We start from the raw sequence: 26,308 nt of genomic DNA, 5'->3' as shown, positions 1-26,308 counted from the left end.
CATTGTTTGGCAAAGATTTAGGAATAGATTTAGGAACTGCTAATACTTTAGTCCATATAAAAGGAAAAGGAGTAGTTATAAGTGAGCCTTCAGTTGTAGCGATTCAGAGTGATACGGGAAATGTCCTGGCAGTAGGTGATGAAGCAAAGCAGATGATAGGCAGAACCCCAGGAAATATCGTGGCCATAAGACCTATGAAAGATGGGGTTATTGCCGATTTTGATGTAACTCAGGCTATGCTTAAGTATTTTATAAATAAAGCTTTGGGACAAAAAACACCTTTGGCTAGGCCACGGGTTATAATAAGTGTTCCTACCGGCTGCACGACGGTAGAAGAAAGGGCGGTAAGAGAAGCTGCCCTGCAGGGAGGAGCTAAAGAAGCGTATCTTATTGAAGAACCGATGGCTGCAGCAATAGGAGCAGGTCTTCCCGTTCATGAACCTACTGGAAATCTTATTGTTGATATTGGAGGAGGAACTACAGAAGTAGCGGTAATATCTTTAGGGGGAATTGTAACTTCCAAGTCGGTAAGGGTAGCAGGAGATGATATGGATGAAGCTATAATCCAGCATTTAAAGAAGAATTATAATCTGCTTATTGGGGAAAGAACTGCGGAAGATATAAAAATTTCCATAGGTTCTGCTTTATGGGAAGGACCAGAAGAATATTATGAAGTTAAGGGAAGGGATCTTGTAACTGGGCTTCCCAAGGTTATAAAAGTATCCAGCTTAGAAATTCAAGGGGCTTTGAAAGAAACTATCGATGCTATTGTTGAAGGCATTAAAGTATGTTTGGAAAAGACTCCGCCTGAATTGGCTTCTGATATTATGGATCGTGGTATTGTAATGGCAGGTGGAGGTTCGCTCCTGCGCGGTTTAGATAAACTCATCAGTCGGGAAACTAATATGCCGGTATATGTTTGTGAGGAGCCTCTTTTAGCTGTAGCCCGAGGTACCGGTAAGGTTCTGGAGAATATCGAGGTTTTGAAGCGGGTTTTAATTGGACCTAAAAAAACATTTTAGACAGGTGAAAAATCTTGCGCAGCTTAATGAAAAAAAGATATTTTTGGATTATTGTTTCTATTATAGTTATCTCATTGTTTTTTATAAAAGTGAGTTCCTATGAGCGCCGTGATATAACTATTATAGAAAACTGGGTTTGTGAAGCTTATACCCCGCTTTTCAGCGGGGTTAGCGGTATTAGGGACGCTTTTTCTTCTTTGGAAGCTTTTTTTGAAGATAGGAGAATGTTAAAAAGGACTATTGATGAGCTTAAGCACGAAAATGAAAAACTGAGGTTGGAAAATCAAACATTAAAAGAATATAAGACTGAGGCCGAAAGATTGCAAAATATTTTAGATTTTAAGAATACCAGTTTAGAAACTTATAGTCTAACGGCGGCGAGGGTAGTAGGAAGGAGTCCTAACAACTGGTATCAAGGAATTATCATTGATAAAGGAAAAAATAATGGGCTTACAAAAGGGATGCCGGTTATAAGTCCAGAAGGTCTGGTAGGTATAATTACCAACACCAGTCATAATGTCTCTTATGTAAGTCTGCTTACTGATAGATCGACTGCTATAGGGGTTTTAGTCCAGGAAAGCCGGGAAACTAATGGAATAGTTGAAGGAACCGGTAACAGCAATACTTTGAGGATGACTAATATACCGTATTATTCGAATATCAAGAAAAACTACCATGTTATTACTTCAGGTTTATCCCAGATTTATCCTAAAGGAATAATGGTAGGTAAAGTTGAAGAGATATATCATGAGCCAGGAGGACTTTTACTTTCGGCAGATATAAAGCCAGCAGTGAATTTTGACAAATTGGAGGAGGTTTTAGTTATTACTGATTATAAAAAACCTCCAAATGTTTTAAATGAGGAGCAGGACTAAAAAATGAGATATTTTGTATTATTTGTATTGCCAGTTATGGCAATATTTTTACAGTCGACATTATTTGGCTTTTATAATATAAATGGTGTTGTACCAGACTTAGTTTTGATTTTTGTAATTTTTTTTGCTCTGTTTAATGGAGCGGAAAAGGGTGCAGTTTATGGATATTTATGTGGTCTTTTGGAAGATCTTTTTTTGGGCAGGTTTGTGGGGTTTAATGCGTTAAGCAAAGCTTTGACAGCTTATATAGCAGGTCGTCTTCAAGGCAATGTTTTTAAGGAAAATATTATGGTGGGTGCTTTAGGGGTATTTTTGGCTACCATATTAAACGGTTTGTTCCTTTTTCTTTTAAGTTTTATAGGGCCGATTTTTTTAAATATTGACTTTAATATGTTGAAGATGTTGCTTTTGCAAAGCCTTTATAATCTGTTTTTAGCTGTGCCTGTTTATATATGGTATTATAATGCCTCAAATAGTGGGGTATTGAGGCATGGTGGGGAGAGGTAATGAAATCAGCCAGAGCAGAAAAGAGATTTAAAATATATTCTTATCTAATCATAGGTCTTTTAACTGTTCTAGGTATTAAGCTTGCTGTTCTCCAGCTTTTGCACAATGAAATTTATCAGACCCAGGCCAAGCAGAATCGAATACGGCTTCTTTCAATAAAACCCCCCCGCGGTGAGATATATGCATCAAATGGAGAAGTTTTAGCATCAAATAAACTGGTATATACATTGACTTTATCAGCCTTGGAGGGTAATCAGGAAAATGTTGTTAAAAAATTAGCAGATATTATGGATGAATATTATCCTGATGTTACTGTTGAAACGATAAAGGAGAAGATAGAGAAGCAGAGGTATCGTTTATATGAGCCTGTTGTTATCATGCGTGACGTTCCTTGGGAGCTGGTGGTAAAAATTGAAGAAAGCCGACGCGAACTCAGTGGGGTTGAAATAAATGTAGAGCCTTTGCGTTATTATCCTAATGGTCCGGTGGCTGGACATGTTTTAGGGTATATACATTCCATAAATGCTGAAGAATTAGCTGCGGCTGAAGAGGGAGTATATAACATAAACAGTCTGGTAGGCAAGGCTGGAGTAGAAAAAACATATGAGAAAGAACTTAGAGGAAAATATGGAGCGCGGCGGGTAGAAGTGGATGCTGCTGGCAGACCAATACGAGAGTTGGTTACTTTAGAACCGGTAAGAGGGAATAATTTGTATTTAACAATAGATATGGATTTGCAAAAAGTGATGGAGAAAAGCTTGGACGATACCTTACAGCGGTTGCAGGAATCAGGGTATACTAAGGCCAAGGTAGGTGCAGCTGTAGTTATCGATGTTAAAACAGGAGAAATCCTGGCTATGGCCAGTAAGCCTGATTTAAATCCGGACGATTGGAAAGGAAATCTGACTCCGGAAAAAGCTCTTTATTATTTTCCCCAGGGTAAATACTATGATCCTCTCAATCCAGGTGCGGCCATCAACCGTGCGATACAGGCGACTTATCCGCCGGGTTCTACTTTTAAACCTATAACCGGTATGGCAGCTTTGGAAAAGGGTGTTATGGATCCTTTAAAGGATTATGTTAATTGCCAGGGGAGATATTGGATTGCTCCTTATATAAAATGTACCGGGATTCATGGAAACGTTAATTATTATAAAGCATTAGCTGTGTCCTGCAACACTTATTTCCAAGAAATGGGACGCAGGGCTGGTAAAGATGAGATAATAAAACTGGCTTATGAATTTGGTTTGGGGCAGCCTACGGGAATTGATTTGCCGGGAGAGAAGACCGGGCTTTTACCAACAGTTGAATGGAAAAAAGAGCTTAATGCATTGCTTATTAACCGTAAATATGAAGAAAAAAGAAAAAATCTGGAAGAAAAGTATAATGCATTGCTTAAAGAAGCGAAGAATGAGGAGGAACGAGAAAAATTAGAGAAAAAAAAGGCGAGTGAGAAAGCAATGCTGGAAGCTCAGTATAAGATTGATTACAATTTTCATACCAAATGGCAACCTTTTGATACTTTTAATATGTCGATAGGACAGGGATCGAATGACTATACTGTTATTCAACTGGCTAATTATACAGCAGCCATTGCTAATGGAGGCAAGCTGATGAAACCTCATGTTGCCAAGAAAATAGTTAGCCCCGAAGGAAAAGTAATAAAAGAGTTTAAACCGACTATCATAAGAAAGGTTTCAGTAAAGCCAAAGACTTTAGCTGAAACAAAAAGAGCCATGATTGAAGTTACGCGGCCAGGCGGAACAGCATATCATCTTTTTGCAGATTTTCCGCCTGAGATACAGGTTGCTGCCAAGACAGGAACTGCTGAAACTGGAAGAGTAGGGGATGACCGCAGGCATGATTTTCATGGGGTGTTTATTGCGTTTGCCCCAGCTGATGATCCGCAAATAGCTTTTGCAGGAATTGTAGAATATGGTTTTAGCGGCGGGGGGTCAGCAGGATATGTAGCGCGTGCTGTTTTTGAGCAGTATTTTGGTTTAAAAGATCATGTGGCTGAAATGGAACAGAATCAAGAAAAAACGACAGATTTGTCGACTATTGGACGCGAATAATAGCATAATTTTGGTCAGGACATACGACTAAAATAGGGGGAATTAGGAAATATTCCCCCTATTTTTTTGTTTTTCATTGCAGGAAAAAAAATGAAGTAATAGAATTGTTAGGAAAGAAAATGATGTTGAATGGAGGACTGTAAGGTGTCAGCAGCAGTAAAAATTTGGGAAGGAGAAAATGTAATAAATCTTGAGATTTATGATACTTTCGCAGAAATGAAGAAGGGGCTTCAAAAGGAAATAAGACAGAGCAAGGTTTTGCTTCCAGGGATGAAAATCAATGTTTATGTAGGGGACAAAAGTTTGACAGATAAACAGATAAGGGAAATAGAGGATATATTACTGGACTATGGCTTACACTTGAAAGAGCTCATGACGAATGGACCGCCGGGAAAACAAAAAAGAAAGGAGTCTTTTTCCAAGGTTTCGGAGGAAGGGTTTATTGGCTTTCCTGAAGATATGCCTGAATATGAAGAAACTGCACTGATTCGAAGGAATTTGCGCTCAGGACAAAAATGTTTTGCCAGGGGAAACATAGTCATTTTGGGAGATGTTAATCCAGGTGCGGAAGTTATTGCAGGGGGAAATATCATAGTTATGGGAGTATTAAGAGGGATGGCACATGCCGGGGCTTTTGGAGATGAAAATACAGTTATAGCAGCATTGAGACTTAACCCTACACAACTGCGTATAGCCAATCATATTACCCGTCCTCCTGATGGAGAGGTGATTATTGTAAATGCTCCCGAAATTGCACGTATACGAGCTGGTAAAGTTGTGATTGAGAAGTTAAAAATATGAGGAGGCTAAAGGATGAAAGGAAAAGTTATTGTTATTACTTCCGGGAAAGGTGGGGTAGGAAAAACAACGACCACTGCCAATCTAGGCACTGCTTTGGCTATGATGAATCAGAAGGTTGTACTTATCGACACTGACATTGGTTTGCGTAATTTGGATGTTGTTATGGGTTTGGAAAACCGCATAGTATTTGACATTGTTGATGTTGTCAATGGCAATTGTAAATTAAAACAGGCGCTTATTAAAGATAAGAGATTTGAAGGTTTGTACCTTTTACCGGCAGCCCAAACCAAAGATAAAAGTGCGGTGAGCCCCCATCAAATGAAGAATTTGACCAATGAATTGAGGAATAGCTTTGATTTTATACTGGTAGACTGTCCTGCAGGCATAGAACAGGGATTTAAAAACGCAATAGCTGGGGCAGATGATGCCATAGTTGTTGCTACGCCGGAAGTTTCTTCGGTAAGGGATGCTGATCGCATCATAGGTTTGTTGGAAGCGGCCGGCCTTAATAATCCGAGGCTCATAATAAACCGTTTGCGCAGTAAAATGGTAAAACGCGGGGATATGATGGACATAGGAGATATAATTGAAATTTTATCTATAGAACTTTTAGGAGTAGTACCGGAAGATGAAACAATAGTAATATCGACTAATAAAGGTGAACCAGCGGTTATTGAAAATAATTCTAGGGCGGGGGCAGCTTATCGCCGCATTGCCCGCAGGATAATGGGCGAAAATGTCCCGATTGAATCTCTTGATGATACCGGCAACCTTGTAGATAGATTCCGCAAAATGCTTAAATTAGCCAGATAAGTGAGGGAGGGTATGGTTTTGTTGGATATTTTAAATAAAATATTTAACAGAGACGCAGTTTCCAGCAAAGATATTGCCCGGGAAAGGCTGAGGCTGGTCTTGGTACATGACCGTGCTTCAGTATCCCCTGAGTTTTTAAATGCACTTAAGGAGGATTTGATAAAGGTTATAAGAGAATATCTGGATATTGATGAAGATGCACTGATGGTTAATCTGGAAAATGAAGAAAATTCCGTTGCTTTGGTGGCTAATATACCCGTAAAAGGTTTCAAAAGGGCGGTTGGTGTATGAGTTTTGTTTATTGAAAGGAGGTTATTAAGACCTCTTTTTTTTATGTATATTTATGTATATACGAAAAAGCCCTTTTAATTTTAATACATCCTCCTGTGGTATAATAAACATGGGAGGTAGTTTGAAATGGAGCTAAAAAGGTTAAAATTTATTGATAGATCTTTTATTTTTGTCTGGTTTATTTTGGTGATTTTAGGATTGATTGTTTTATTCAGCGCTTCTAATACTATGTCACCTGACCCTTATTTTTATGTTAAAAAACAGTTGGGGGCTATTGTTTTAGGTTTGATAATTGCTTTTTTGATTATAGGATATGATTATACGCAATTTTCACGCTATAGTTGGATATTTTACGGGATTTCTGTAATTCTTCTTATTATCGTTTTAGCCTTAGGGCAGGAAGTAAGAGGTACTACCGGATGGATAAGTATAGGGCCTCTGCCCGCAGTGCAACCGGCTGAGTTTACCAAAGTTTTAGTAATATTAGCATTTGCTGATTTTATAAATCAAAAGAGGTCTAAGTTAGATTCCCTTGAAGGGATATTAGTTTGTCTTTTATATATAGGAGTTCCTTTTGGACTTATTATGATGCAGCCTGATTTGGGAACCGGTTTGGTATATATTGCGTTTACTCTGGTTATGCTGCTTATAGCAGGTGCTAATCCCCGTATTATCTGGGGGATGGTAATAGCTGGTTTAACGGTTGTTTTGATTATGATTTTTATGCATTTTCAGTTTGGTACCTGGCTTCCATTGGAGGATTATCAGATAAAACGGCTTATAGCTTTTATTGATCCTTATAATGACGGACAGGGTGGAAGAGGGTTTGGCTGGAATACGATTCAGTCCCTTATAGCTATAGGTTCTGGCGGACTTACCGGAAAAGGCTTGTTTAACGGTACCCAGGTTCAGCTTAATTTTTTACCTGAACATCATACGGATTTTATATATGCAGTGATTGGAGAAGAACTAGGTTTTATTGGTGCTGTTTCAGTAATAATTTTATATGGGATTTTGCTTTTACGAGCGATTTATATAAGCTATAGTGCACGTGATTTATATGGTACTCTGATAGTGGCAGGAATCAGCGCCATGTGGCTTTTTCATATTTTTGAAAATATTGGAATGTCAATAGGAATAATGCCTATAACCGGAATTCCTTTGCCTTTTTTGAGTTATGGTGGAAGTTCGATGCTTACCAACATAGTTGCAGTAGGAATAGTTTTGAGTGTAAATATAAGGGGGAAGAAGATAGTTTTTTAGAAAAGTTAAGGAGGTGGAGTTATGTCTTTGAACTCAGATAGCGTGAAGGATGAGACACGGAATAATGATGAAACCTGGCTGAAGGAAGCTCTTCTTTTTATTCCTAATTTTATGAAGCTTATGTATCGGCTGATGAAAGATGAAAGGGTGCCTAAGGCAGATAAGGTTTTATTAGGGGCAACGGTTGCTTATGTTTTGTCTCCGGTTGATTTTTTGCCTGATATTGTCCCTTTCCTGGGAAAATTAGATGACCTCTTGCTTTTAGCCCTTACTACCAAACGGCTTATGGACAGTGTGGAACATGAGGTTTTGCTTTCCTATTGGGATGGAAGAAGGGATTTGCTTGAAATAACCGAAAATATTATAAATCTTGCGGTAAGCTTTATTCCTCCAGGTATTTACCGCAAACTTATAAAGAAAGTAGAAAATCCGGGAAAGAAGGATAGGGATTTTATTGATGTTGAATATGAAATAAAGTAGCAAACAAATAGGCAGGAGAAATTTTCTCCTGCCTCAGACTTTTGAAGGTTTTAACTGAATCTTGCTAACTGCTTTTCGAACGTTTCTTTAGCTTCTTTTACCATTGATGTAATCAGTTCTTCACAGGTTAATACTTCTTTTATCATACCTATTGATTGACCTACCATCAATGCTGCATTATCTACTTCACCGGTGGTCCAGGCTTCTTTAGCTCTCTGGCCGGATAGGAGAGGGATGATTTCCATAAGGTCGCCACTGCGGGCTTCAATTTCTAAAACCTGTTCGGTAAGTTTGTTTTTCAAGGCTCTTCCTTGCAAACCGACTGATTTGCAGATAAGAGTAGTTTCATATTCTTCGCGTTTGATTAACTCTTCCCATATTTTTGGATGAACCTGACATTCTTTGGTAGCAATAAACCGTGTAGCCATAAGGACTCCTTCTGCTCCAAGGGTTAAGGCAGCAGCCATTTGCTTGCCGGTGGCTATACCTCCAGTTGCGATTACCGGTATTCTTACGCTTTCTACAATGCGTGGAAGGAGAACCATAGTAGTAACGTCATCATTTAAAGGATGTCCGCCTTCTTCTATTCCAGCGGCAATTACTGCGTCATAACCGTATCTTTCGATATTTTTGGCATGCCTGACTGCTCCTACTTTGTGCATAACTTTTACCCCGGCTTTGTGCAGCATGTCCAGGTATTTTGTTGCTGGTTTGCCGGATACTTCAATTACTTCTACTTTTTCTTCGGCACACACTTTGAAAAAATCGTCAAAGATTTCTTCGGTGAAGCGCATAGAAGGCAGGAGGGTGATATTTACGCCGATAGGTTTATCGGTAAGCTGACGGGCTTTCTGTATGGCTTCTCTAAGTTCTTCCCCGGTGTTGTAGTTGCAGGCAGTTATATTCCCCAGTCCTCCTGCGTTAGAAATAGCTGCACACAGTTCTGGTGTAGCAAGCCAAAGCATTCCTCCACATATTATTGGATATTCGATTCCAAATAATTCCGTTATCCTGGTTTTAATTTGCATAGTATTCCTCCTCTTAATTCAGTATGTACTTATATATTACAATAATGAAATATTTAAAGCAAAATGATTTTTTTATTTAAGTTAAAAATGGAGTAATAAATGTAAAAAACTTTTATATTATTTTATAAGAGGTATGTCCATATAAGGGGGGAGGGACTTATTATGCTGGGTAGTTTTCGATTCAGAATGTTTATAGTTTTGATTATTGCTATTTTCACCAGTATTTCTTTAAAAGCAGGACATGAAAGCAAAGCAGTGGTAGAACCTGTCCTCAGATATATACTCAGAGATTATGGCTTTGAAAGTAAAATAGCAGCTTTTTTAGAAAATTACCAGGAAGAGCATGAAGAAGTACCTGTAATGTCAAAAGGCATTAGATGGCAAAAACCGTGTGAATTTTTATATGTGATACAAAAATACGGATGGTACTGGAATGAAAAAGAAAAAAGGCAGGAATTCTCCCCCGGGATAAGAATTAAGGTCAAAAATAATTCACTTATAAAACCGATAACTGAAGGTGTGGTAGAAGAGATTGGCAGCGATAAAAAAGGCAGATATGTATTGATAAAGCATGATGAAAGTTTTTTTTCTCTTTATGGTGGCTTAAAAGAGATTTTAGTTACTGAAAAAAGCAAAGTTGATAAAGAGACGATTTTAGGGAAGAGTACCGATGTTTTGTATATGGAACTGCGCGATCAGGAGGGGCCTATAAATTCGAACAGTATTGTGGAATAAATGAGAATAGGTAATATAGGTGGGATCAAATTAAAAGTTAATTTTTTAGTTCTGATTTTATCTCTGGTGTGTATTTTGTTAGGCATGGGTATAGAGATCCTTATAATAATTGCAGCAGTAATAATACATGAGTTGGGACATATTTTTGTTTCTAAAACTATGCATGTTAAGATTTTGGAGATAGAATTATTTCCTTTTGGTGGTCAGGCACAGCTTGAAGACTTTACAGGTTTGGAACCGTTAAAAGAGTTGTATGTTGCTTTAGCTGGACCGGTTGCCAGTTTAATAACAGCGGCAGTTTTTTATTTTTACTCTTTGCCTGAGGAAAGTCTGGCTTATTTTATTAAGGTTAATTTTATATTGGGGATTTTTAATCTTTTTCCCTGTCTGCCGCTAGATGGCGGACGCATTTTGAGAGCATTTTTATCAACCTCTAATGGTTACAGGAAGGCTACATCAAATGCTGCGTTCCTGGGGCAGTTGTTTTCGGTTTTCCTTGCTTCTTATGGTGGATATAAATTATTTATTTATGATTTTTCCGGAATTAACTATATATTAGCAGGAGTATTTCTTTTTTGGGGAGCAAGGCGGGAAAGCAAATTATTAAATTATGCTTTTATGCGTTTTTTGGTCAACAAAAAGAAAGAGCTTAATGGGAAAGGATTTCTTAAGAGCCGCCAGCTGGTTAGTTATGCCGATACTAAGATAAAAGATATTTTATCGACATTAAGACCTCAGGAATATACCCTGGTTGTCATTGTAGATGAAAATCATCATGTACAGGGTATGTATGGCGAGGCAGAACTTATCGAATGTATGCTTACCAGGGGACCTAATGCTACTTTGAAAGATTTGTAGAGATATATAAGGCAGATGGGCGTTTAAATGATAGGGGCGAGATTTTGTTCTCGCCTCTAAACATTATTGAGATCAGGATACAAAAGTGGAAAAATTTTTGCTTTGAGGTGTAATAAAATGAGTGTTTAAATTGTCATAGATAATGAGAGCGCTCTTAAGACTTCAGAAGGGAGGAGGGTTTTCTGAAACGAAAGTGGAATGCAGATGAGGCAAGAGAGTTCTTTGAAAATGAATATCCGGTGATTTATCGTTATGCATTCTACCTTACGGGTGAAAAAGAAGTTGCCCAAGATATTTGCCAGGAAGTTTTCCTCCGCTGGTTTAGCCTTGACAGGCCGGAAGAAATTGAACAGCCCCGGGCCTGGCTGCGGAAAGTATGTACCCATCTGTCATACAATTACCTGCGTCATCGGAATGTGAGGCTTAATTTGGAGGATTATGAAGCACTGGAAAGTAAGGAGATTGCCAGTAACATGGACCGTGATTTGACTAATTTTGAAGTTGAGGAAGCTTTAAAAAGATTATCATGGAAAGATCAGCTGCTTTTGAAATTGAGAATGGAGGGATTATCTTATAAAGAAATTGCCGAAGTGATGGGCATTTCTCTGGGATCAGTCGGCACTTTACTTGCCCGTGCCATGAAAAGGTTTAAGGTGGAGTATGAGGGAAAGGAGGTTGCTGATGCTGAAAGGAATGCGGTGTCCGGATAGAGCAGTATTACAGGCATATATAGATGGGGAGCTGAACAGTATAGAAAAGGCTGAATTGGGAAAACACTTAACCTCATGTCCGGCTTGTTCGCGGCGTTTGGAAGAAATGCTTAAGACTGCAGATTTTTGCTGTGAACACTTGAAAGATTTACGTCAGCAATATCAAGATATAGATGTTACTGGAATGGATGAGGTTTGGACGAATATTACCCGAACTACCGTTACCAGAAGGAAAGGAGAGGTATTGATGAAGTTTAAGAGATTTGGTATAGCGGCAGCTATAGTGCTGGCTTTTACTTTCCTGTTTTCTGTCCCTTCTGTACAGGTCATGGCAGAGAACCTGCTGCAGATCTTTAGGGTAGAGAAAATGACTACTGTCAGCTTTACACATTCGGATTTGAATCAGATTGAGGAAGCCTTATACAGTACTGAGGCCGAGAATATAGATATCGACAGTATAGGTACTTTCAAAACTAATGGAGAATGGGAAAGAAATGAAATTAAGGTAGAGGATCTTAAGAATCTGCCTTTTAAGGCTAAATTACCTGCTGAACCTTACGATGAAAAGATAAAAGATATGACTGTTGAAAAGGTATCTGATCTGGAAGTAAAGTTAAAGGTGGAAAATGTAAACAAAATACTAAAATCCCTGGGCAGTGATTATTTACTGTCAGAAAATATTGACGGAAAAACCTTCAGAATTGTTATACCTGAGGTTTTGACAGTATCTTTTGATAAATATGAGCTGGTTCAGGGACCGGGACTCGAAATTCAGGTTCCGGCAGGGGTTGATGTGAATGAAGTGGCTAAAGCGCTTATTGCTTTGCCTATCTGGCCGGATCATGTGAAAAAACAGCTGGAATCTGTAAGCAACTGGGAAAACACCCTGCCTGTCCCTGTGCTTGAGGGAGAACATGAAGTGGTTAAGATAAATGGCAATGAAGCAATTTATCTGGAAGAAGCTGATACCAAGTACCTGGTCTGGCAGGATAACGGAGTTATGTTCTGGTTGGGTGGTTCTGACTGTGATAAAGATGAATTATTAAATGTTGCAGAATCAATGAGGTGATGAGATGCTGATTGAAACTATTAATCTTACTAAGCGATACGGAAATAATCTGGCCTGTGATGATATCTGCCTCTCCGTTGCGGAGGGGCAGGTTTTTGGGCTTTTAGGGCCTAATGGGGCGGGAAAAAGCACTCTGGTAAAAATGATCCTGGGATTGGTTAAGCCCAGTTCCGGCAGGGCCTTGCTCAACGGGATACCTGTGTCTGATCCTAGATCCCGGCTGAATACGGGGTATTTACCTGAGCTTTTCCGTTTTTATGATTGGCTGAGCGGATATGAGCTACTTAAAATATCGGCCAGGTTTTATGATATTCCTCCTCACAGGCAGCAGGCTGCGATTGATAAGGCTTTGGAGACAGTAGGGCTGAAAGGCCGGGAGAAGGAGGAGATTAAAAATTATTCCAAGGGGATGCAGCAGAGACTGGGACTGGCAGCAGCAATTTTACATGACCCAAAGCTTATTTTTTTGGACGAGCCTACTTCAGCCCTTGATCCGGTAGGGAGAAAAGAGGTCAGGGAGATAATTGAACAGTTAAAAGCTTCTGGTACGACCCTTTTTATTAATAGTCATCTCTTAAGTGAAATGGAAGCCAGCTGCACGCATCTGGCTTTTATAAAAAAGGGCAGGTTGGTTGCCAGTGGTAAAATTTCAGATTTTGTTCTAAGCAGTCATCAGCTGAGCCTGAAGGCAGAAGGAGTACCTGCAGCCATCTTGAGTGAATGGGAGAGGGAAGGAAAGCTGCTGGGGCTTGATGATAACAGAACCTTTACCATTGGCATATCTGATGAGGAGGAAGTACCTGTAATTATTTCCCGGCTGGCAGCAGGCGGAGTTCGTATATATAGGGCCACAATGCACGGCAGAAGTTTAGAAGAGGTATTTTTGGATTTGGTAAAAGATTAAGTTGGGCCGGAGGGGAAACAATGAAAAATATAGTCAGATTAACATTTAGAGAAATAATAAACAAAAAGATTTTGCATATAGGCATAATCCTTACTTTGATTTATCTTATTTTTTATGGGGTAGGTTTGCATTATCTTGTTAAAAATGCACCTGCGGGAGGAGGAATGCAGGCACTTTTTATGCAGGAGGTCGGTTTTGAACTGCTGACTTTTGGTTTGTTTATATCGAGTTTTTTAACCGGCACGCTGGCTATTATGCTGGGAGTTGGAAGTATTTCTCATGAGGTTGAAAGCGGGACTGTGCTGTTTCTGGCCTCTAAACCGATTAAACGCAGTTCAATTATAATGGGTAAGTTTGGGGTTTATGCTTTTTCCACAGCACTTCATGCCGGGGTTTTGGCTGGTGCGGTAATGGCTTTAAGCATTTATTTTTTCAGGCTCTCAGTTTCGTGGGCTGGTGTTACTCTGGGGGTACTCATATTCATGTTAATACCTGTATGTCTTTTAGCTCCGGTATTTCTGGGCTCAACCCTGATGAGCTCTATGGCTAATGGTGTATCCATGTTTGTACTGTATTCTCTGGCTATAATCGGAGGAATGATGGAACAGATAGGGGCCATTATTCATAAAACAGGACTGGTTAACATGGGAATTATAAGCAGCTTAATCCTGCCGGTCGATGCTCTTTTTCGCCTGACGGTTTCTAAAATCAGTGATTTTATGGAAATCGGGATAATGAGCCAGCTCGGTCCTTTTGGTACTGTTTCCGTACCGAGCACGGCTATGTTATTTTATACCCTGATATATATTATGGTGCTTCTGGTATTGACTGTCTATTTTTTTAACAATAAAGACCTGAGTTAGCAGCCTATGTAGACTGTTTTGCGAAATTGTTTTAGCATTTAGACCTATAATACTTTAGAAGAAAAACTGGCGAGGAGTAATGAATTCAAAGAGCAAATAATTAGAAAATATAAGAAAACCGGCAATGTAAATATTGTAAGGCATAGTCATGAAATATCAGCTAATACATTTATAAATGGTAAAAAAATACAGGAAAATCGATTGGAAGAAGAAAGAAATAAATTTATTTGATGGATTATAAAAGTCCTTGACAAAATCATGAATTTGTTTTTTAATGAATAAAAATTGAATATCTAACTTTTTGAGATGAGATTAGATTAAATTAGATGAGGAGAGATTGAAGAGATGAGCCGGGATGGTAATTTTACTGCCAGCATGTCGGTTCATGCTGGTTTTTATTTGCCTTTATCGGGGGTGAAAGCTGCTTTTTCCCCTGATGAAATCAGAAATCTTTTTGAAATCTACGATTATGTTCCAGTTTATGCTTCAACAGAAGTTAAAAATTTCAGCCTGCTTTCTTTTTATGAAAGCCTTAATCCTTCCCCTCCGAGCTGTCTTCTGGAAAGCATGAGCGGTCGGGATAATAACCGCTTTTCTGTTTTAGCTTTTCATGATATGCACATATTGAATCCTTCTTTAAAAAAAAGATGTGGAATAAGGATAATCAGGAATTTTTTAAATTCCATAAAGGTTTTTTCGCCTGATTTTCCCTTTTTCTGTGGAGGAATTATTGGCTACTTTTCTTATGAGTCAGGTCTTTTTATGCAGGAATTAGAGCCTGTATCCCTTGATGGAAAAGAAGGGTATTTTTTCATGCCGGGAAAGGTTGTTGTCCATGACCGGTATGAAAATAGGGTAACCGTTTTTTTGTGGCTTAAATCTGTTCATGAAGTTGAGAAGGTATATGAAGAATTGGACTATCTTTTATTTTCAATTTTATCTTCCAGAGAAGAAAGCACAGAATTAGGAAAGCCGGTTTTGAAAGAAAGGGATCTAAGCGAATTTGAAAGTGACATCGATAAAGAAAGCTTTTGTCAAATGGTAGAGAAGGCTAAAAAATATATCAATACCGGGGATATTTTTCAGGTAGTTTTGTCGCGAAGGCTTTATAAAAAAAGCACAGCCCCTCCAATTGAGGTTTATAAAAGACTGCGACAGATAAATCCTTCTCCCTATATGTTTTATCTTAATCTCCCGCACGGTGTACTTTTGGGGGCTTCACCGGAGATGATGGTTAAAGTGGAAAATGGGGTTTTAAGAACCAGGCCTATTGCCGGAACCCGCAAAGTTACTCACCAGGGGGGGACAAAAGAAGAGTATTTGCTACTTTTGGAAGATGAGAAAGAACGGGCAGAACATCTGATGCTGGTAGATTTAAGCCGCAATGATGTCGGGAAGGTTAGCCTTCCTGGAACTGTTAAGGTCAAGGAATTCTTTTACCCTGAGATCTATTCTCATGTAATGCATATAGTTTCAACTGTGGAAGGAGTTTTAAAACCGGGAATTGATGTTATCGAAGCCTTTGCTGCCTGTTTTCCAGCCGGAACTTTAACTGGTGCTCCCAAGAAAAGAGCCATGGAGATAATAAGCGAGCTGGAAGGTGCAAATCGGGGTTTTTATGGAGGTTCAGTCGGTTATATAGGTTTTAATCAGATTTTAGATTCCTGCATAACCATAAGGGCGATGTGGTATAAAGATGGAATTTATTTGCTCCAGAGCGGAGCCGGAATAGTTGAAGGCTCAGTTCCAGAGAAGGAGTACGAGGAAACGATAAATAAGGCTAAAGCCTTAATTGAGGCTATAAAAGGAGCGGAGGAGGAGGGTTAAAATGATTCTAGTTCTGGATAATTATGATTCTTTTACTTATAACCTGGTTCAGTATTTAGAAGAATCAGAGGAAGAGACTTTAATTTTTAAAAATGACCGGATAACAGTTCAAGAAATAGCAGAGCTTAATCCAAGAGGAATTGTAATTTCTCCCGGCCCGGGAAGGCCTCAAGATGCCGGCATATCGGTCGAGATTATTTTAAAACTGGGGGATAAGATTCCTGTTTTAGGGGTATGTCTGGGACATCAGGCGATTGCGTATGCTTTTGGAGGAACGGTTAAAGTTAACTGGCGAATTATGCACGGCAAAATCTCAAAGATATATCATGATGGTAAAGGAATTTACAAGGGGCTCAGTAATCCATTTGCAGCTACCCGCTATCATTCCCTGATAGTTGATAAAAAAGGGCTTCCTGATGATATTATGGTGGTATCTTCAACTAAAGAAGGGGAAGTTATGGGGATAAGGCACAGGTATCTGCCGATAGAAGGAGTTCAGTTTCATCCGGAGTCTATTATGACGGCAGAAGGAAAAAAGATAATAAAAAATTTTATAGACTTTACTTATAAGTGGGAAGGTTTGAAGATGAAGTCTAATGCAGGCTGCTTGGTATAAATAAGTTCAGGTGAGACGAGATGAGAATGGAGGAGATGAGAATTATGCTGGAAAGGTATTTAAAAAAGGTGACTGTAGGAGAATTTTTAAGCACTGAAGAGGCTTATGACCTGGCCAAGATGCTTTTACACAACGAGGTTCCGGATATTAAGGCCGCTGCCCTTCTAGGAGCCATGCGGTCACGAAAAGAAAGTTCGGCGGAGATTTTAGGGTTTGTTAAGGCTATTTATGAAGAGGCCGTAAAAGTGGAGACAGATTTAGAAGTTATTGATACCTGCGGAACAGGTGGAGATGGGCTTTCTACTTTTAACATTTCTACCGCTGCTGCTCTGGTGGTTGCTTCCTGCGGAGTACCGGTTGCCAAACACGGCAACCGGGCGGTTACCGGAAAGGTAGGAAGTGCTGATATTTTAGAAGGTTTGGGGGTAAATATAAATCTTAAAAAAGATGAAGCTTTAAGGATACTGGAGGAAATCGGTATAACTTTTTTCTTTGCTCCCAGCTACCATCCTATATTAAAAGAGGTGGCACCGCTTCGCCGCAGTTTAGGCTTCCCTACTATATTCAATTTTTTGGGGCCTCTTTTAAATCCATGCCCACTTACTTATCAGGTAATGGGAATAGCAGATAATTCTATGCAGGCAAAAATAGCGGAAGTTTTGAAAAAATTAGGGCGTAAACGGGCTATGGTAGTAAACGGGGAAAACGGGATGGATGAGATAAGCCCGGTCGGCAAAACCAAGGTTTGTGAGATAAAAGATGATTTGGTTTACAGCTACAAGGTTGATGCAGTAGAGCTGGGGTTTCATTCCATATCCCTTGATATGCTTAAAGGCGGTGATTTAAAGAAAAATACAGCTGTATTTTTAAGTGTTTTAAACGGTGAATATAGCCCTTACCGTCAGGCAGTAGCTTTAAATGCTGCTGCTGCCTTAACCGTAGCCGAAAAGGCAAAAAGTATAAATGAAGGCTTAAGCATGGCTTATGAAGCGATCGATTCCGGAAAAGCCATGAATAAGCTTAAAGAAATGATAGCCTTAAGCCGGGATGGGGTGAATTTATGCTCGATAAGATAATAGCGACCAAGAAAGAGGAAATAAAAAACCTTGAAAAAAAGCTGGATATGAGTGCAGTTTCACCGAAGGAGAGACCTGATTTAAGCTCTTTTCTTGATAAAAAAGACGGAAAGATAAAGGTTATCGCTGAAATAAAAAAAGCCTCTCCGGTTAAAGGGGTTTTGGCTGAGGATTTAGACCCGATTGAGCTTGCTTCTGTTTATGAAAAGAACGGAGCCGCTGCGGTTTCGGTCATCACCGAAGAAAAGTATTTTTTAGGCAGCCGCAGTTTATTGCCTCAGGTTAAAGAAACGGTAAAGATTCCGGTTTTGCGCAAAGATTTTATTATCGATGAAGTTCAGCTTTATGAAACATTTTTTTTAGGTGCAGATTTAGTTTTGCTTATTGCTGCTGTTTTAGATTATTCAAATTTATTAGCTTTATGCGAAAAATCAATAGATTTGGGCTTGGAACCTTTTTTAGAAATTCATGATGAAGATGAGGCTTTGCTTATTTATGATTTGCCGGTCAGGATAGTAGGGGTTAACAACCGGAATTTGCGGGACTTTTCGGTAGATATAAAAAATAGCCTGGCTTTGTCTGAACTTATTCCTTCTTCTTATTTTAAAGCGAGTGCCAGCGGTATAAAAAGCCCGGAAGAGCTGGCTTTACTTGAAACTTACGGATACAACGCGGCTTTAATCGGCGAAAGTTTGGTCCGCTCAGGTTCTCCGGGGGATAAACTTAAGGCTTTGTTGGCTTATAGATAAAACAGGAGAGATGAGATATGACTTTAGTTAAGATATGCGGAATAAGAACTGAAACTGAGGCTTTATTTTGCCAGAAGTATGGAGCCTGGGCGATAGGTGAGGTTTTTGCACCTTCTAAGAGGAGAATAGAAGTAGAGGAAGCAGCCCGGATAAACCAGAGGGTAGGAGAAAAAATCCTGAAAATAGGGGTATTTGTTGATGAAAAGCTAGAGAACCTTTTATATATTGCCCGGAGTGCCTTTTTAGACATGGTGCAACTGCACGGGGAAGAAAGCCCGGAATATGCAGAAGAAATTTATCTGCCGGTTATTAAGTGCTTTAAAGTCGGCGGGGAAGTAGATGAAGATGAGTTTAAAAGATGGAGAACATGGGCATATCTTTTTGATACTGCTGACTTTAAGGTAGCCGGAGGCACAGGAAAAACCTTTAACTGGGATTTTATAAGCCATCTTAAGGATAAAAGCCGCATTATTCTGGCCGGAGGATTGTCCCCGGATAATGTAAAAGAAGCAGTTTTAAAAATAAGGCCGATGGCTGTAGATGTTTCTTCCGGGGTTGAATTTGCAGGGAGAGGAAAAGACCCGGAAAAGGTAAAGCGTTTTATAGCAGAAGTTAAGGAGGCGGATAGATGTGTATCCTGATAGAAAAGGTTATTTTGGCAGATACGGCGGAAGGTTTGTGCCGGAAACCCTTATTCCCGCTCTTGAGCAGATGGAAAAAAGCTATCTTGAGCTGAAAGAAGATGAAAAATTTAATGTGGAGCTTAATGATATCCTGAAAAATTATGTAGGAAGGCCTTCACCTTTATATTTTGCTGAAAGGCTCACCTCTTTTTTAGGAGGTGCAAAGATATTTTTGAAGCGGGAAGATTTGAACCATACCGGGTCGCATAAGATAAATAATACGATGGGGCAGGCGCTTTTAGCCAAATATATGGGAAAGGAAAGGCTTATTGCTGAAACTGGCGCGGGGCAGCACGGAGTAGCAACCGCAACTGCGGCTGCTGTTTTAGGTCTTAAATGCACGGTTTATATGGGAGCAAAAGATGCTGAAAGGCAAAGACTTAATGTTTTTCGCATGAAAATGCTGGGAGCAGAAGTAGTAGAAGTAAAAAAAGGAAGCCAAACTTTAAAAGATGCTTCTAATGAAGCATTTCGCGACTTTATCCGCAGCTTTGAATGTTCTCATATGGTTATAGGTTCAGTTGTCGGGCCTCATCCTTATCCCATGATGGTGCGGGATTTTCAATCAGTAATAGGAAAAGAAGTAAAAACTCAGTTTAAAGAATTAACTGGCAAAATGCCGGACTATATATTAGCGTGTGTAGGCGGAGGAAGCAATGCGATGGGGATATTTTATCCTTTTTTAGACGATGCTGTTAAGCTTATCGGTGTTGAGGCCGGCGGGATAAGCCTTGAGCCGGGTAAGCACTGTGCCACATTATCTTCAGGAAAAGAAGGGGTTTTGCACGGAGCTTTAAGCCGGGTTCTGCAGGATGAAAAAGGGCAGATTTCTCCGACCCATTCAGTATCAGCCGGTCTTGATTATCCCGGGGTAGGGCCGGAACATGCTTTTTTGAAGGAAACAGGAAGGGTAAATTATGTCAATGTTTCTGATAAAGAGGCGCTATATGCCTTCCACCTTTTGAGCAGATTGGAAGGAATAATACCTGCTTTAGAAAGTGCCCATGCTGTAGCTTATACTTTAAAAATCGCTCCTGGGCTTTCCGAGGAAGAATGCCTTGTAATAAATTTATCCGGACGAGGAGATAAAGATGTAGAACAGGTTGCCGGATTAAAGGAGGTTTAGGGTTATGAGCCAATTGCGAGAGAGGTTAAATGGTTTAAAAAAATCAGGGGAAATGGGGGTTATAGCTTTTATAATGTCGTTTTTGCCGGATAAAAAGCTCTGTTTAGAATGTATAAAGGCATTAGAACAAGGGGGCTGTGATGTTTTAGAACTGGGAATGCCTTTTTCCGACCCTTTGGCTGATGGGGAAATGATTGAAAAGTTCCACCATAGATGTGTTGAGAAGGGGTTGAGCCTTAAAGAAGGAATGGAATTTGCTTTTGAGGTTCGAAAGACAGTAAGTATGCCTTTAGTCATTTTTACTTATTTTAACCCGGTTTACAACATGGGAATACCTGAATTTAGGCAGGCACTAGAACACACAGGAGCAGAAGCGGTTATTGTGCCTGACCTCCCCTTAGAAGAGCTGACGCGTTTGACTGAATACGGCCTGGATGTTATACCTATGATTGCCCCCAGTAGCCCGCAAGAGAGGATAAAAGAAGCCGACAAGCTTAATCCGGCTTTCATTTACTGTGTATCGGTAAGGGGAACTACCGGTATGCAGGTTTTGCCGGAAGAAGAGATAAAAGATTATCTTCTGCAGGTAAAGTCCAGCACCTCTTCCCCTTTAGCCTTAGGTTTCGGCATATCTTCCCCTGAACAGGTCAGGGTTTTTAAGGGATATGCTGATGCAGTAGTCATTGGCAGTTTGTTGGCTTCAATAATCGAAGAATATGAAGCAAAGCCTGAACTTTTACCAGGAGAAATTGAGAGAACAATAAGGAATTTTAAGAAAGCTGGCCTTTCTTTTTGAGTTCTGCCTGGTAGCTTTTATATCCCGGGCACCATTTAGTATGCCAGCGCCAGATGCGGCTTAAAATGGAGTCCGGATTTTTTTCTGCTTTTTGTCTGATTTTGCAGTTTTCACAGCGATGTGCCATTTTTATCAGCTCCTTTTAAGCTTTATGATATTTCCCTTCATGGTATGTTACCAGATTCAGCTTAATAAGCCTTTTAAGGTGATTTAAAAGGGAAACTTTTTCAAAGAATGCGTAGAGGTTTTCTGGTTTTTTAAAACGCCCATATACTATCTTAAGTTCGATTAGCTCTTCCAGGGTTTTGGGAGTATCTAAGGCTTTGAGAATTCTTTCTTCTTTAAGATATATTTTATCAAGATATTTTTTTAGTTCTTTTTCAGTATTTTCCTTTATTGTTCCCCGGTGGCCAGAAAGGATAATTTCAGGTTTCAGGTCTATAATTTTTTCAATTGACTTAATGGTAAGGTCTATATCACTTACATCATTGCCGTACCATGGACCAAAACTGGTTAAGTCTATATCTCCGGCAAATAACAGGCCTTTTTCCTCCCAGAACAGGACACAGTGTCCCGGGGTATGTCCCGGGGTATGTATTACTTTAAGGTTTATTTTCCCTGAGCTTATAATTTCCCCTTCTTTAAGCTCTCCATTTATATGAGAAGGCTGCCAGTTTATTTTCGGCAAAAGGGCAGCAGCAATTTCGCTTCCTCCGTATTTTTCAAAACCATAATAAAGGGAAAAGCTTTCAATAGACTGCATGGGAGGTATATCTTCAGCATGAGCAAAAATTTCGGCTTCAGGGAAGATATAATTGCTCCCGCAGTGGTCGCGGTGAAAATGTGTATTAATAATACGATCTACTTTCCTGCCTTCCAAATGTTTGACGAAATCCGGGAAAATAGGGGTATCAATTAAAGTCTTGATTTCATCATCAATGTAAAAACAAAAAGAATACGGAAAAATGGTGTTCTTGCCCGGTGATACCTGGTAAATATTATCTACTATGTGTTCTAACACGGTCTAATCCCCCCAAAAGATGTATATTTTAATATTTCCAGCTGCGCGATGATCTTTTTTGGGCATTAATTCGTTTTTGCGCTTTCCGCTTTTTCATGCCCTCTTTCGAAAATACAGCCAGGTTTTTTTCTACTTTTTTTTGTCCCCCGATATACTTATTTTCAAAGCCCTTTGCTACTACCAGGGTATGTCCTTCATCAAAAGTAAGGGCAACCGGCAGGTCGGATTCTCCATAGATTACAATATAGCTATTTTCACGCAGGAAGTCGTTTTCTTTAAGCATTTTGCGGACTTCTTTCTTTACAACCGAAAAATTGCGGCTGCTGTGGTATCCTTTTCCGTGATTGATGTCGAGGACTACTACTCCGTTTTTTATGCACCAGTTTAAATTTTTTTCTACCTTTTCTAAAGCTTCACTTATACTTAAACCGTGTAAATCTACTGTTTCTATTTTCATAAGACGACATTCCTTTTCGAAAAGATAATCTAAGATAAGTATAAACATATGTTCAGTACAGCTCAAGAAAAATAAAAAAGTTTACTTGATATATTTTCCATTATATTGAAATGAAGGCAGGGATTTTTCATTGTGTATGGAAAATACATAAAAGGGATTTTGCCGCATAAATTGGAAGTAGCAGTATAATTGGAGGTGCCGCAGAATTGTCCAGCCGTGATAAAGAAACAGGATTACCTTTTTCTGAAGATTATATTCTGTTTTATCAAATACAGCAGGAATTAATAGCTGCTAATGAGCAGCTCATGGCTGTCGAGGAGGAACTGCGCAAACAGTTGGAGGAAGCAGAAAAAAATCGGGAAGCTTTAGCTGATGCGCATTACAGGCTGGAAAAGATATTAGATTTTTTGCCCGATCCTACTTTTGTCATTGATGCTAAAGGAAATGTAACTATGTGGAACCGTGCGATGGAGGAGTTGACCGGCATAAAAGCAGGAGAAATACTGGGAAAAGGCAACTATGAGTATGCTGTGCCTTTTTACGGTAAAAGAAAGCCTATGCTTATTGATCTGGCCTTACATAAAGGAAGATATGGCTATAACGAAGTTTTGTTTGAGGAGATTTTTTCTCCCCAGCTTAAAACTGGAGGTGCATACTTGTCATGTAAGGCTTCTCTGCTTTTAGACCATAAAAAAAGCATTATCGGAGCGATAGAGACTATAAGGGATATTACTGAACAGAAAAAGGCAGAAAAGCTTCTGCGCGAAAGTGAAGAAAAATATCGTTACATTGTAGAAAGCATAGAAGACGGTTATTTTGAAGTGGATTTGAAAGGAAACTTCACTTATTTCAATGATTTTCTTCTGCAAAATATAGGATATACCAGACAGGAATTTACCGGCATAAATTTCCGCAAAGTAATGGATGAGGAGAATGGGAAAAAAGTTTTAAAGGAATTTAATCAGGTTTACCGAACAGGTAAACGGCTCAGGGAGTTGAGCTGGGAAGTTATAAGGAAGGATGGAACCAGGCTTTATGTAGAAAGCACAGTGCTTCCTATATTAGAATCAGATAAAATTGTAGGGTTTAGAGGTATATTGCGCAATGTTACCGAACGCAAAAAGGCAGAAGAAGCTTTATTGAGGAGTGAAAAAAATTTAAAAAAGCAGGTTAACTATCTTAATACCCTTATTGACAATATGAATGAACTTTTTTTTACTTGTGACATAGAAGGAAGGATTACCTTTATAAACAAGCGTTCAACCGAGGTTATAGGCTACTCTTTTGAGGAAGTTTTAGGAAGGTATTTACTTGAACTTGTGGCACCCGGTTATCATGTTCAGGCAGCAGCAGAACTGGATAAATGTATAAAACAGGGCAAAGACAGCAGTTATGAAATCCCTTTTATACACAAAGACGGCAGGAAGATAATTTTAAAAATGAATGCAGCTCCTATAATAGACGAAGAAGGGAACATTGGCGGGAGCATGGTTTTGGCAGAAGATATAACAGAAACTAAAAGGGCATTAAAAGAGTTGGAACTGAGCGAAGCAAAATATAGAGCGATAGTGGAAGATCAGACGGAGCTTATAATGAGACTTGATGCAGAAGGTCATCTAGATTTTGTGAATGAGGCATTTTGCCGTTATTACCGGCAAAGCCGGGAAAAACTCCGCGGCATGAAGTTTCGGGATCTGGTATATGAAGCTGACAGGGGATATGTGGCTGATTCGCTTAAAGTGCTTAATCTGATGAAATCGGTGTGCAATATTGAAAGCAGGGTAGAAATGCCGGATGGAGAGATACGCTGGCAGCAGTGGACTCACCGGGCTTTATTTAATAAATGGGCGAAACTTATAGGCTATCAGTCAGTGGGAAGAGATATTACGGAGCGCAAAAAGGCTGAGGAAAAGCTTACTTATTTGAGTTGTCATGATGCGCTCACCGGTCTTTACAACCGCTTTTATTTTGAGGAGCAAATGCGGCTTATGGAAAGCAGTGGCTGTGTGCCGGTAGGACTTATAATGTGTGATGTAGATGGACTGAAACTGGTAAATGACACTTTAGGTCATGATAAGGGAGACCTTTTACTTAAGTCTGCTGCTGAAGTATTAAAGTCTTCTTTTCGCAAAGATGATGTCATAGCCCGGGTGGGAGGAGATGAATTTGCTGTTCTTCTTCCGCGGGCTGACCGGAAAGTAACTGAAAAAGCTGTAAATCGACTTAAAAATAATATTAAAGATTATAATGAAAGAAACAGCAGCATGTGGCTTAGTCTTTCTGTTGGTTATGCAGTAAGGGATATTTGCAATATAAACATGCAAGATTTGTTCCGCCAGGCAGATAACGGCATGTACCGGGAAAAACTGCACAGTGGACAGAGTACTCGCAGCTCTATTGTGCAGACATTAACTAAAGCTTTAGAAGCCCGCGATTTTATAACTGAAGGACATGGAGAAAGAATGCAGGATCTGGTGGTGGCAGTTGCAGAAGCTATTAATCTTTCGGAAAATCGTATCAATGATTTAAGGCTTTTTGCTCAATTCCATGATATAGGAAAGGTAGGAATACCTGACTCCATTTTGTTTAAACCAGCGCCTTTGACAGAAGAGGAATATGAGATCATGAAAGGACATAGCGAAATAGGCTATCGTATAGCCTTATCCGCTCCTGAGCTGGTATTTATTGCCGACTGGATTTTAAAACACCATGAATGGTGGAATGGAAAAGGTTATCCATTAGGGCTTAAAGGCAATGAAATTCCTTTAGAATGCAGAATTTTAGCTATTGCCGATGCTTATGATGCTATGACCAATGACCGTCCGTATCGTAGGGCGATGTCTCATGAAAAGGCAGTAGAGGAGCTTAGAAGATGTGCAGGTATCCAGTTTGACCCCTGGCTGGTTGAAGAGTTTATATTTGTTTTGAAGAAGAGAGGTTACGGGGGATAGCGGTAATGACCTATTATCTGCCAGCGCTTTAGACAGTCTTCTTCTGTTGCTATTCCAGCGTTGTGAATGACCAGGGGTATACCTTTGCTATTTTTGCGGTCACTTATTATACCACAGTGTTCCAACCCGTTATCAAATTTGAAGTACACCACATCTCCCCACTGCCATTCGGTCAAATGGTTTTCTACTTGAGTAGTTAATACGAGGCCATGCTTTTTAAAAAAGTGCATTTGGTTGGGGACACGGCGGTGGTCAATATTTGGGTCGGGCTTGTCCAGTCCCCAGTTGTTCGGATATTCTGCAAAATTTTTTTGCATGTCTTCATGTATCAGAACCTGCAGATCAATGCCGGCATTACGAAAAGCGCGTATTACAACATCTGTACATGCTCCGCGATCCTGGGGAACATCCCCACCAGGGTAATCTATGACAACATAGGAAGCGTCATAGGTTACTTTTTTTTCTACTTCTTTACGAGCCCCCAGAACTATCAGGTCAGGAACAGTACGCTCTTCGGGCGGAATTTTTTCTACGGGTGAGTAGAAGTTTTGGGTGTTAAAATTTAGGGAATCGTTGTCAGACAGAAGAAACTTGAGCGCAATTAGAACTAAAGCACTTATGCCGAGAATTAAAAAAATTTTTTTATAAGTGTTTTTGGATGTGCTCATAGCATCTCCTTTGTTTGATTTTGTTTCCCTTTTATTTTAGCATA

At 39.5% G+C, this 26,308-nt stretch carries 28 protein-coding genes; 23 read left to right on the top strand and 5 right to left on the bottom strand.

Annotation, left to right across the window (positions count from 1 at the left end):
* The first annotated feature begins 2 nt into the window (after positions 1 to 2).
* From H0Z36_RS04385 to H0Z36_RS04345, 9 genes are all read left to right on the top strand, one after another.
* Entirely contained in the window at positions 3 to 1,022 is a 1,020-nt protein-coding gene (locus H0Z36_RS04385; RefSeq protein ID WP_296864031.1) for a rod shape-determining protein, read from the top strand.
* A 14-nt stretch (positions 1,023 to 1,036) separates the two neighbouring features.
* Positions 1,037 to 1,897 carry a rod shape-determining protein MreC gene (gene mreC, locus H0Z36_RS04380; protein ID WP_296864030.1) on the top strand — a complete coding sequence of 287 codons (861 nt, stop codon included), beginning with the start codon at positions 1,037 to 1,039 and terminating at the stop codon, positions 1,895 to 1,897.
* Between the two features lie 3 nt (positions 1,898 to 1,900).
* The gene (mreD, locus tag H0Z36_RS04375; protein ID WP_296864029.1) at positions 1,901 to 2,404 is read left to right on the top strand and encodes a rod shape-determining protein MreD; all 504 of its coding nucleotides are present in this window, start codon (positions 1,901 to 1,903) and stop codon (positions 2,402 to 2,404) included.
* Complete coding sequence (locus H0Z36_RS04370) at positions 2,404 to 4,479, top strand: penicillin-binding protein 2 (RefSeq protein WP_296864028.1); 2,076 nt, start codon at positions 2,404 to 2,406, stop codon at positions 4,477 to 4,479. Before mreD ends, H0Z36_RS04370 begins: the two co-directional genes overlap by 1 nt.
* Positions 4,480 to 4,623: 144 nt before the next feature.
* Positions 4,624 to 5,280 carry a septum site-determining protein MinC gene (gene minC, locus H0Z36_RS10645; RefSeq protein WP_366508860.1) on the top strand — a complete coding sequence of 219 codons (657 nt, stop codon included), beginning with the start codon at positions 4,624 to 4,626 and terminating at the stop codon, positions 5,278 to 5,280.
* A gap of 12 nt (positions 5,281 to 5,292) precedes the next feature.
* Complete coding sequence (gene minD, locus H0Z36_RS04360; protein WP_296864027.1) at positions 5,293 to 6,093, top strand: septum site-determining protein MinD; 801 nt, start codon at positions 5,293 to 5,295, stop codon at positions 6,091 to 6,093.
* An 18-nt stretch (positions 6,094 to 6,111) separates the two neighbouring features.
* The gene (gene minE / locus H0Z36_RS04355) at positions 6,112 to 6,384 is read left to right on the top strand and encodes a cell division topological specificity factor MinE (RefSeq protein ID WP_296864026.1); all 273 of its coding nucleotides are present in this window, start codon (positions 6,112 to 6,114) and stop codon (positions 6,382 to 6,384) included.
* A gap of 126 nt (positions 6,385 to 6,510) precedes the next feature.
* Positions 6,511 to 7,647, top strand: coding sequence for a rod shape-determining protein RodA (rodA, locus tag H0Z36_RS04350; protein WP_296864025.1), 1,137 nt, complete (start codon positions 6,511 to 6,513; stop codon positions 7,645 to 7,647).
* A 21-nt stretch (positions 7,648 to 7,668) separates the two neighbouring features.
* A complete protein-coding gene (locus H0Z36_RS04345; protein WP_296864024.1) occupies positions 7,669 to 8,127 on the top strand; it encodes a YkvA family protein in 459 nt (152 codons plus the stop codon).
* A 50-nt stretch (positions 8,128 to 8,177) separates the two neighbouring features.
* Here H0Z36_RS04345 and H0Z36_RS04340 read toward each other — a convergent pair whose 3' ends face one another.
* A complete protein-coding gene (locus tag H0Z36_RS04340) occupies positions 8,178 to 9,155 on the bottom strand; it encodes a nitronate monooxygenase (RefSeq protein WP_296864023.1) in 978 nt (325 codons plus the stop codon).
* Positions 9,156 to 9,317: 162 nt separating this feature from the next.
* Between H0Z36_RS04340 and H0Z36_RS04335 the strand changes: the two genes are divergently transcribed.
* From H0Z36_RS04335 to trpA, 13 genes are all read left to right on the top strand, one after another.
* Positions 9,318 to 9,890, top strand: coding sequence for a M23 family metallopeptidase (locus H0Z36_RS04335; RefSeq protein WP_296864022.1), 573 nt, complete (start codon positions 9,318 to 9,320; stop codon positions 9,888 to 9,890).
* Positions 9,891 to 10,748, top strand: a complete 858-nt coding sequence (locus H0Z36_RS04330; protein WP_296864021.1) for a M50 family metallopeptidase — start codon at positions 9,891 to 9,893, stop codon at positions 10,746 to 10,748. It begins immediately after the preceding gene.
* Positions 10,749 to 10,930: 182 nt separating this feature from the next.
* The gene (locus tag H0Z36_RS04325) at positions 10,931 to 11,458 is read left to right on the top strand and encodes a sigma-70 family RNA polymerase sigma factor (RefSeq protein ID WP_296864131.1); all 528 of its coding nucleotides are present in this window, start codon (positions 10,931 to 10,933) and stop codon (positions 11,456 to 11,458) included.
* Positions 11,430 to 12,527: a DUF4367 domain-containing protein gene (locus H0Z36_RS04320; RefSeq protein WP_296864020.1), complete on the top strand. Its 1,098-nt coding sequence runs from the start codon at positions 11,430 to 11,432 to the stop codon at positions 12,525 to 12,527. Before H0Z36_RS04325 ends, H0Z36_RS04320 begins: the two co-directional genes overlap by 29 nt.
* Before the next feature lie 4 nt (positions 12,528 to 12,531).
* Positions 12,532 to 13,431, top strand: coding sequence for an ABC transporter ATP-binding protein (locus H0Z36_RS04315; protein ID WP_296864019.1), 900 nt, complete (start codon positions 12,532 to 12,534; stop codon positions 13,429 to 13,431).
* Between the two features lie 20 nt (positions 13,432 to 13,451).
* Positions 13,452 to 14,294: an ABC transporter permease subunit gene (locus H0Z36_RS04310; protein ID WP_296864018.1), complete on the top strand. Its 843-nt coding sequence runs from the start codon at positions 13,452 to 13,454 to the stop codon at positions 14,292 to 14,294.
* A 345-nt stretch (positions 14,295 to 14,639) separates the two neighbouring features.
* The gene (locus H0Z36_RS04305; protein ID WP_296864017.1) at positions 14,640 to 16,121 is read left to right on the top strand and encodes an anthranilate synthase component I family protein; all 1,482 of its coding nucleotides are present in this window, start codon (positions 14,640 to 14,642) and stop codon (positions 16,119 to 16,121) included.
* 1 nt (position 16,122) lies between these two features.
* A complete protein-coding gene (locus H0Z36_RS04300) occupies positions 16,123 to 16,737 on the top strand; it encodes an aminodeoxychorismate/anthranilate synthase component II (protein WP_296864016.1) in 615 nt (204 codons plus the stop codon).
* Between the two features lie 44 nt (positions 16,738 to 16,781).
* A complete protein-coding gene (trpD, locus tag H0Z36_RS04295) occupies positions 16,782 to 17,813 on the top strand; it encodes an anthranilate phosphoribosyltransferase (protein WP_296864015.1) in 1,032 nt (343 codons plus the stop codon).
* Positions 17,798 to 18,562, top strand: a complete 765-nt coding sequence (trpC, locus tag H0Z36_RS04290) for an indole-3-glycerol phosphate synthase TrpC (RefSeq protein WP_296864014.1) — start codon at positions 17,798 to 17,800, stop codon at positions 18,560 to 18,562. Before trpD ends, trpC begins: the two co-directional genes overlap by 16 nt.
* 17 nt (positions 18,563 to 18,579) lie before the next feature.
* Entirely contained in the window at positions 18,580 to 19,203 is a 624-nt protein-coding gene (locus H0Z36_RS04285; RefSeq protein WP_296864013.1) for a phosphoribosylanthranilate isomerase, read from the top strand.
* The gene (gene trpB, locus H0Z36_RS04280; RefSeq protein WP_296864012.1) at positions 19,193 to 20,371 is read left to right on the top strand and encodes a tryptophan synthase subunit beta; all 1,179 of its coding nucleotides are present in this window, start codon (positions 19,193 to 19,195) and stop codon (positions 20,369 to 20,371) included. The genes H0Z36_RS04285 and trpB overlap by 11 nt, the downstream gene beginning before the upstream one ends.
* 4 nt (positions 20,372 to 20,375) lie before the next feature.
* Positions 20,376 to 21,167 carry a tryptophan synthase subunit alpha gene (gene trpA / locus H0Z36_RS04275; protein ID WP_296864011.1) on the top strand — a complete coding sequence of 264 codons (792 nt, stop codon included), beginning with the start codon at positions 20,376 to 20,378 and terminating at the stop codon, positions 21,165 to 21,167.
* On the opposite strand, the gene H0Z36_RS04270 is transcribed toward trpA, so the two are convergent.
* From H0Z36_RS04270 to H0Z36_RS04260, 3 genes are read right to left on the bottom strand one after another with little or no spacing between them, the layout of a single operon-like run.
* Positions 21,142 to 21,294, bottom strand: coding sequence for a hypothetical protein (locus H0Z36_RS04270; protein WP_296864010.1), 153 nt, complete (start codon positions 21,292 to 21,294; stop codon positions 21,142 to 21,144). The two genes, trpA and H0Z36_RS04270, sit on opposite strands and share 26 nt — an antisense overlap.
* Before the next feature lie 15 nt (positions 21,295 to 21,309).
* On the bottom strand, positions 21,310 to 22,188 hold the full coding sequence (locus H0Z36_RS04265) for an MBL fold metallo-hydrolase (protein WP_296864009.1): 879 nt from the start codon (positions 22,186 to 22,188) through the stop codon (positions 21,310 to 21,312).
* Positions 22,189 to 22,216: 28 nt separating this feature from the next.
* Positions 22,217 to 22,693 (bottom strand): Smr/MutS family protein, encoded by a 477-nt coding sequence (locus tag H0Z36_RS04260; RefSeq protein ID WP_296864008.1) that lies wholly within the window; start codon positions 22,691 to 22,693, stop codon positions 22,217 to 22,219.
* A gap of 158 nt (positions 22,694 to 22,851) precedes the next feature.
* Here H0Z36_RS04260 and H0Z36_RS04255 point away from each other — a divergent pair, with 158 nt between their 5' ends.
* The gene (locus tag H0Z36_RS04255; RefSeq protein WP_296864007.1) at positions 22,852 to 25,596 is read left to right on the top strand and encodes a PAS domain S-box protein; all 2,745 of its coding nucleotides are present in this window, start codon (positions 22,852 to 22,854) and stop codon (positions 25,594 to 25,596) included.
* Here the strand turns inward: H0Z36_RS04255 and H0Z36_RS04250 are convergent.
* The gene (locus H0Z36_RS04250; protein ID WP_296864006.1) at positions 25,584 to 26,264 is read right to left on the bottom strand and encodes a DUF1287 domain-containing protein; all 681 of its coding nucleotides are present in this window, start codon (positions 26,262 to 26,264) and stop codon (positions 25,584 to 25,586) included. The genes H0Z36_RS04255 and H0Z36_RS04250 overlap by 13 nt on opposite strands.
* Positions 26,265 to 26,308: the final 44 nt, after the last annotated feature.

Origin of the sequence: Thermosyntropha sp. (assembly GCF_017656155.1) — a bacterium.
Classification (GTDB): Bacteria; Bacillota; Syntrophomonadia; order Syntrophomonadales; family Syntrophomonadaceae; genus Thermosyntropha.
This window is presented reverse-complemented; position numbering and strand designations above follow the sequence as displayed.

Coding starts and splice junctions, on each gene's coding strand:
- mreD (WP_296864029.1), top strand. CDS start 1,901: ATGAGATATTTTGTATTATTTGTATTGCCAGTTATGGCAATATTTTTA.
- H0Z36_RS04370 (WP_296864028.1), top strand. CDS start 2,404: ATGAAATCAGCCAGAGCAGAAAAGAGATTTAAAATATATTCTTATCTA.
- minD (WP_296864027.1), top strand. CDS start 5,293: ATGAAAGGAAAAGTTATTGTTATTACTTCCGGGAAAGGTGGGGTAGGA.
- rodA (WP_296864025.1), top strand. CDS start 6,511: ATGGAGCTAAAAAGGTTAAAATTTATTGATAGATCTTTTATTTTTGTC.
- H0Z36_RS04345 (WP_296864024.1), top strand. CDS start 7,669: ATGTCTTTGAACTCAGATAGCGTGAAGGATGAGACACGGAATAATGAT.
- H0Z36_RS04340 (WP_296864023.1), bottom strand. CDS start 9,155: ATGCAAATTAAAACCAGGATAACGGAATTATTTGGAATCGAATATCCA.
- H0Z36_RS04335 (WP_296864022.1), top strand. CDS start 9,318: ATGCTGGGTAGTTTTCGATTCAGAATGTTTATAGTTTTGATTATTGCT.
- H0Z36_RS04330 (WP_296864021.1), top strand. CDS start 9,891: ATGAGAATAGGTAATATAGGTGGGATCAAATTAAAAGTTAATTTTTTA.
- H0Z36_RS04320 (WP_296864020.1), top strand. CDS start 11,430: ATGCTGAAAGGAATGCGGTGTCCGGATAGAGCAGTATTACAGGCATAT.
- H0Z36_RS04315 (WP_296864019.1), top strand. CDS start 12,532: ATGCTGATTGAAACTATTAATCTTACTAAGCGATACGGAAATAATCTG.
- H0Z36_RS04310 (WP_296864018.1), top strand. CDS start 13,452: ATGAAAAATATAGTCAGATTAACATTTAGAGAAATAATAAACAAAAAG.
- H0Z36_RS04305 (WP_296864017.1), top strand. CDS start 14,640: ATGAGCCGGGATGGTAATTTTACTGCCAGCATGTCGGTTCATGCTGGT.
- H0Z36_RS04300 (WP_296864016.1), top strand. CDS start 16,123: ATGATTCTAGTTCTGGATAATTATGATTCTTTTACTTATAACCTGGTT.
- trpD (WP_296864015.1), top strand. CDS start 16,782: ATGCTGGAAAGGTATTTAAAAAAGGTGACTGTAGGAGAATTTTTAAGC.
- trpC (WP_296864014.1), top strand. CDS start 17,798: ATGCTCGATAAGATAATAGCGACCAAGAAAGAGGAAATAAAAAACCTT.
- H0Z36_RS04285 (WP_296864013.1), top strand. CDS start 18,580: ATGACTTTAGTTAAGATATGCGGAATAAGAACTGAAACTGAGGCTTTA.
- trpA (WP_296864011.1), top strand. CDS start 20,376: ATGAGCCAATTGCGAGAGAGGTTAAATGGTTTAAAAAAATCAGGGGAA.
- H0Z36_RS04270 (WP_296864010.1), bottom strand. CDS start 21,294: ATGGCACATCGCTGTGAAAACTGCAAAATCAGACAAAAAGCAGAAAAA.
- H0Z36_RS04260 (WP_296864008.1), bottom strand. CDS start 22,693: ATGTTTATACTTATCTTAGATTATCTTTTCGAAAAGGAATGTCGTCTT.
- H0Z36_RS04250 (WP_296864006.1), bottom strand. CDS start 26,264: ATGAGCACATCCAAAAACACTTATAAAAAAATTTTTTTAATTCTCGGC.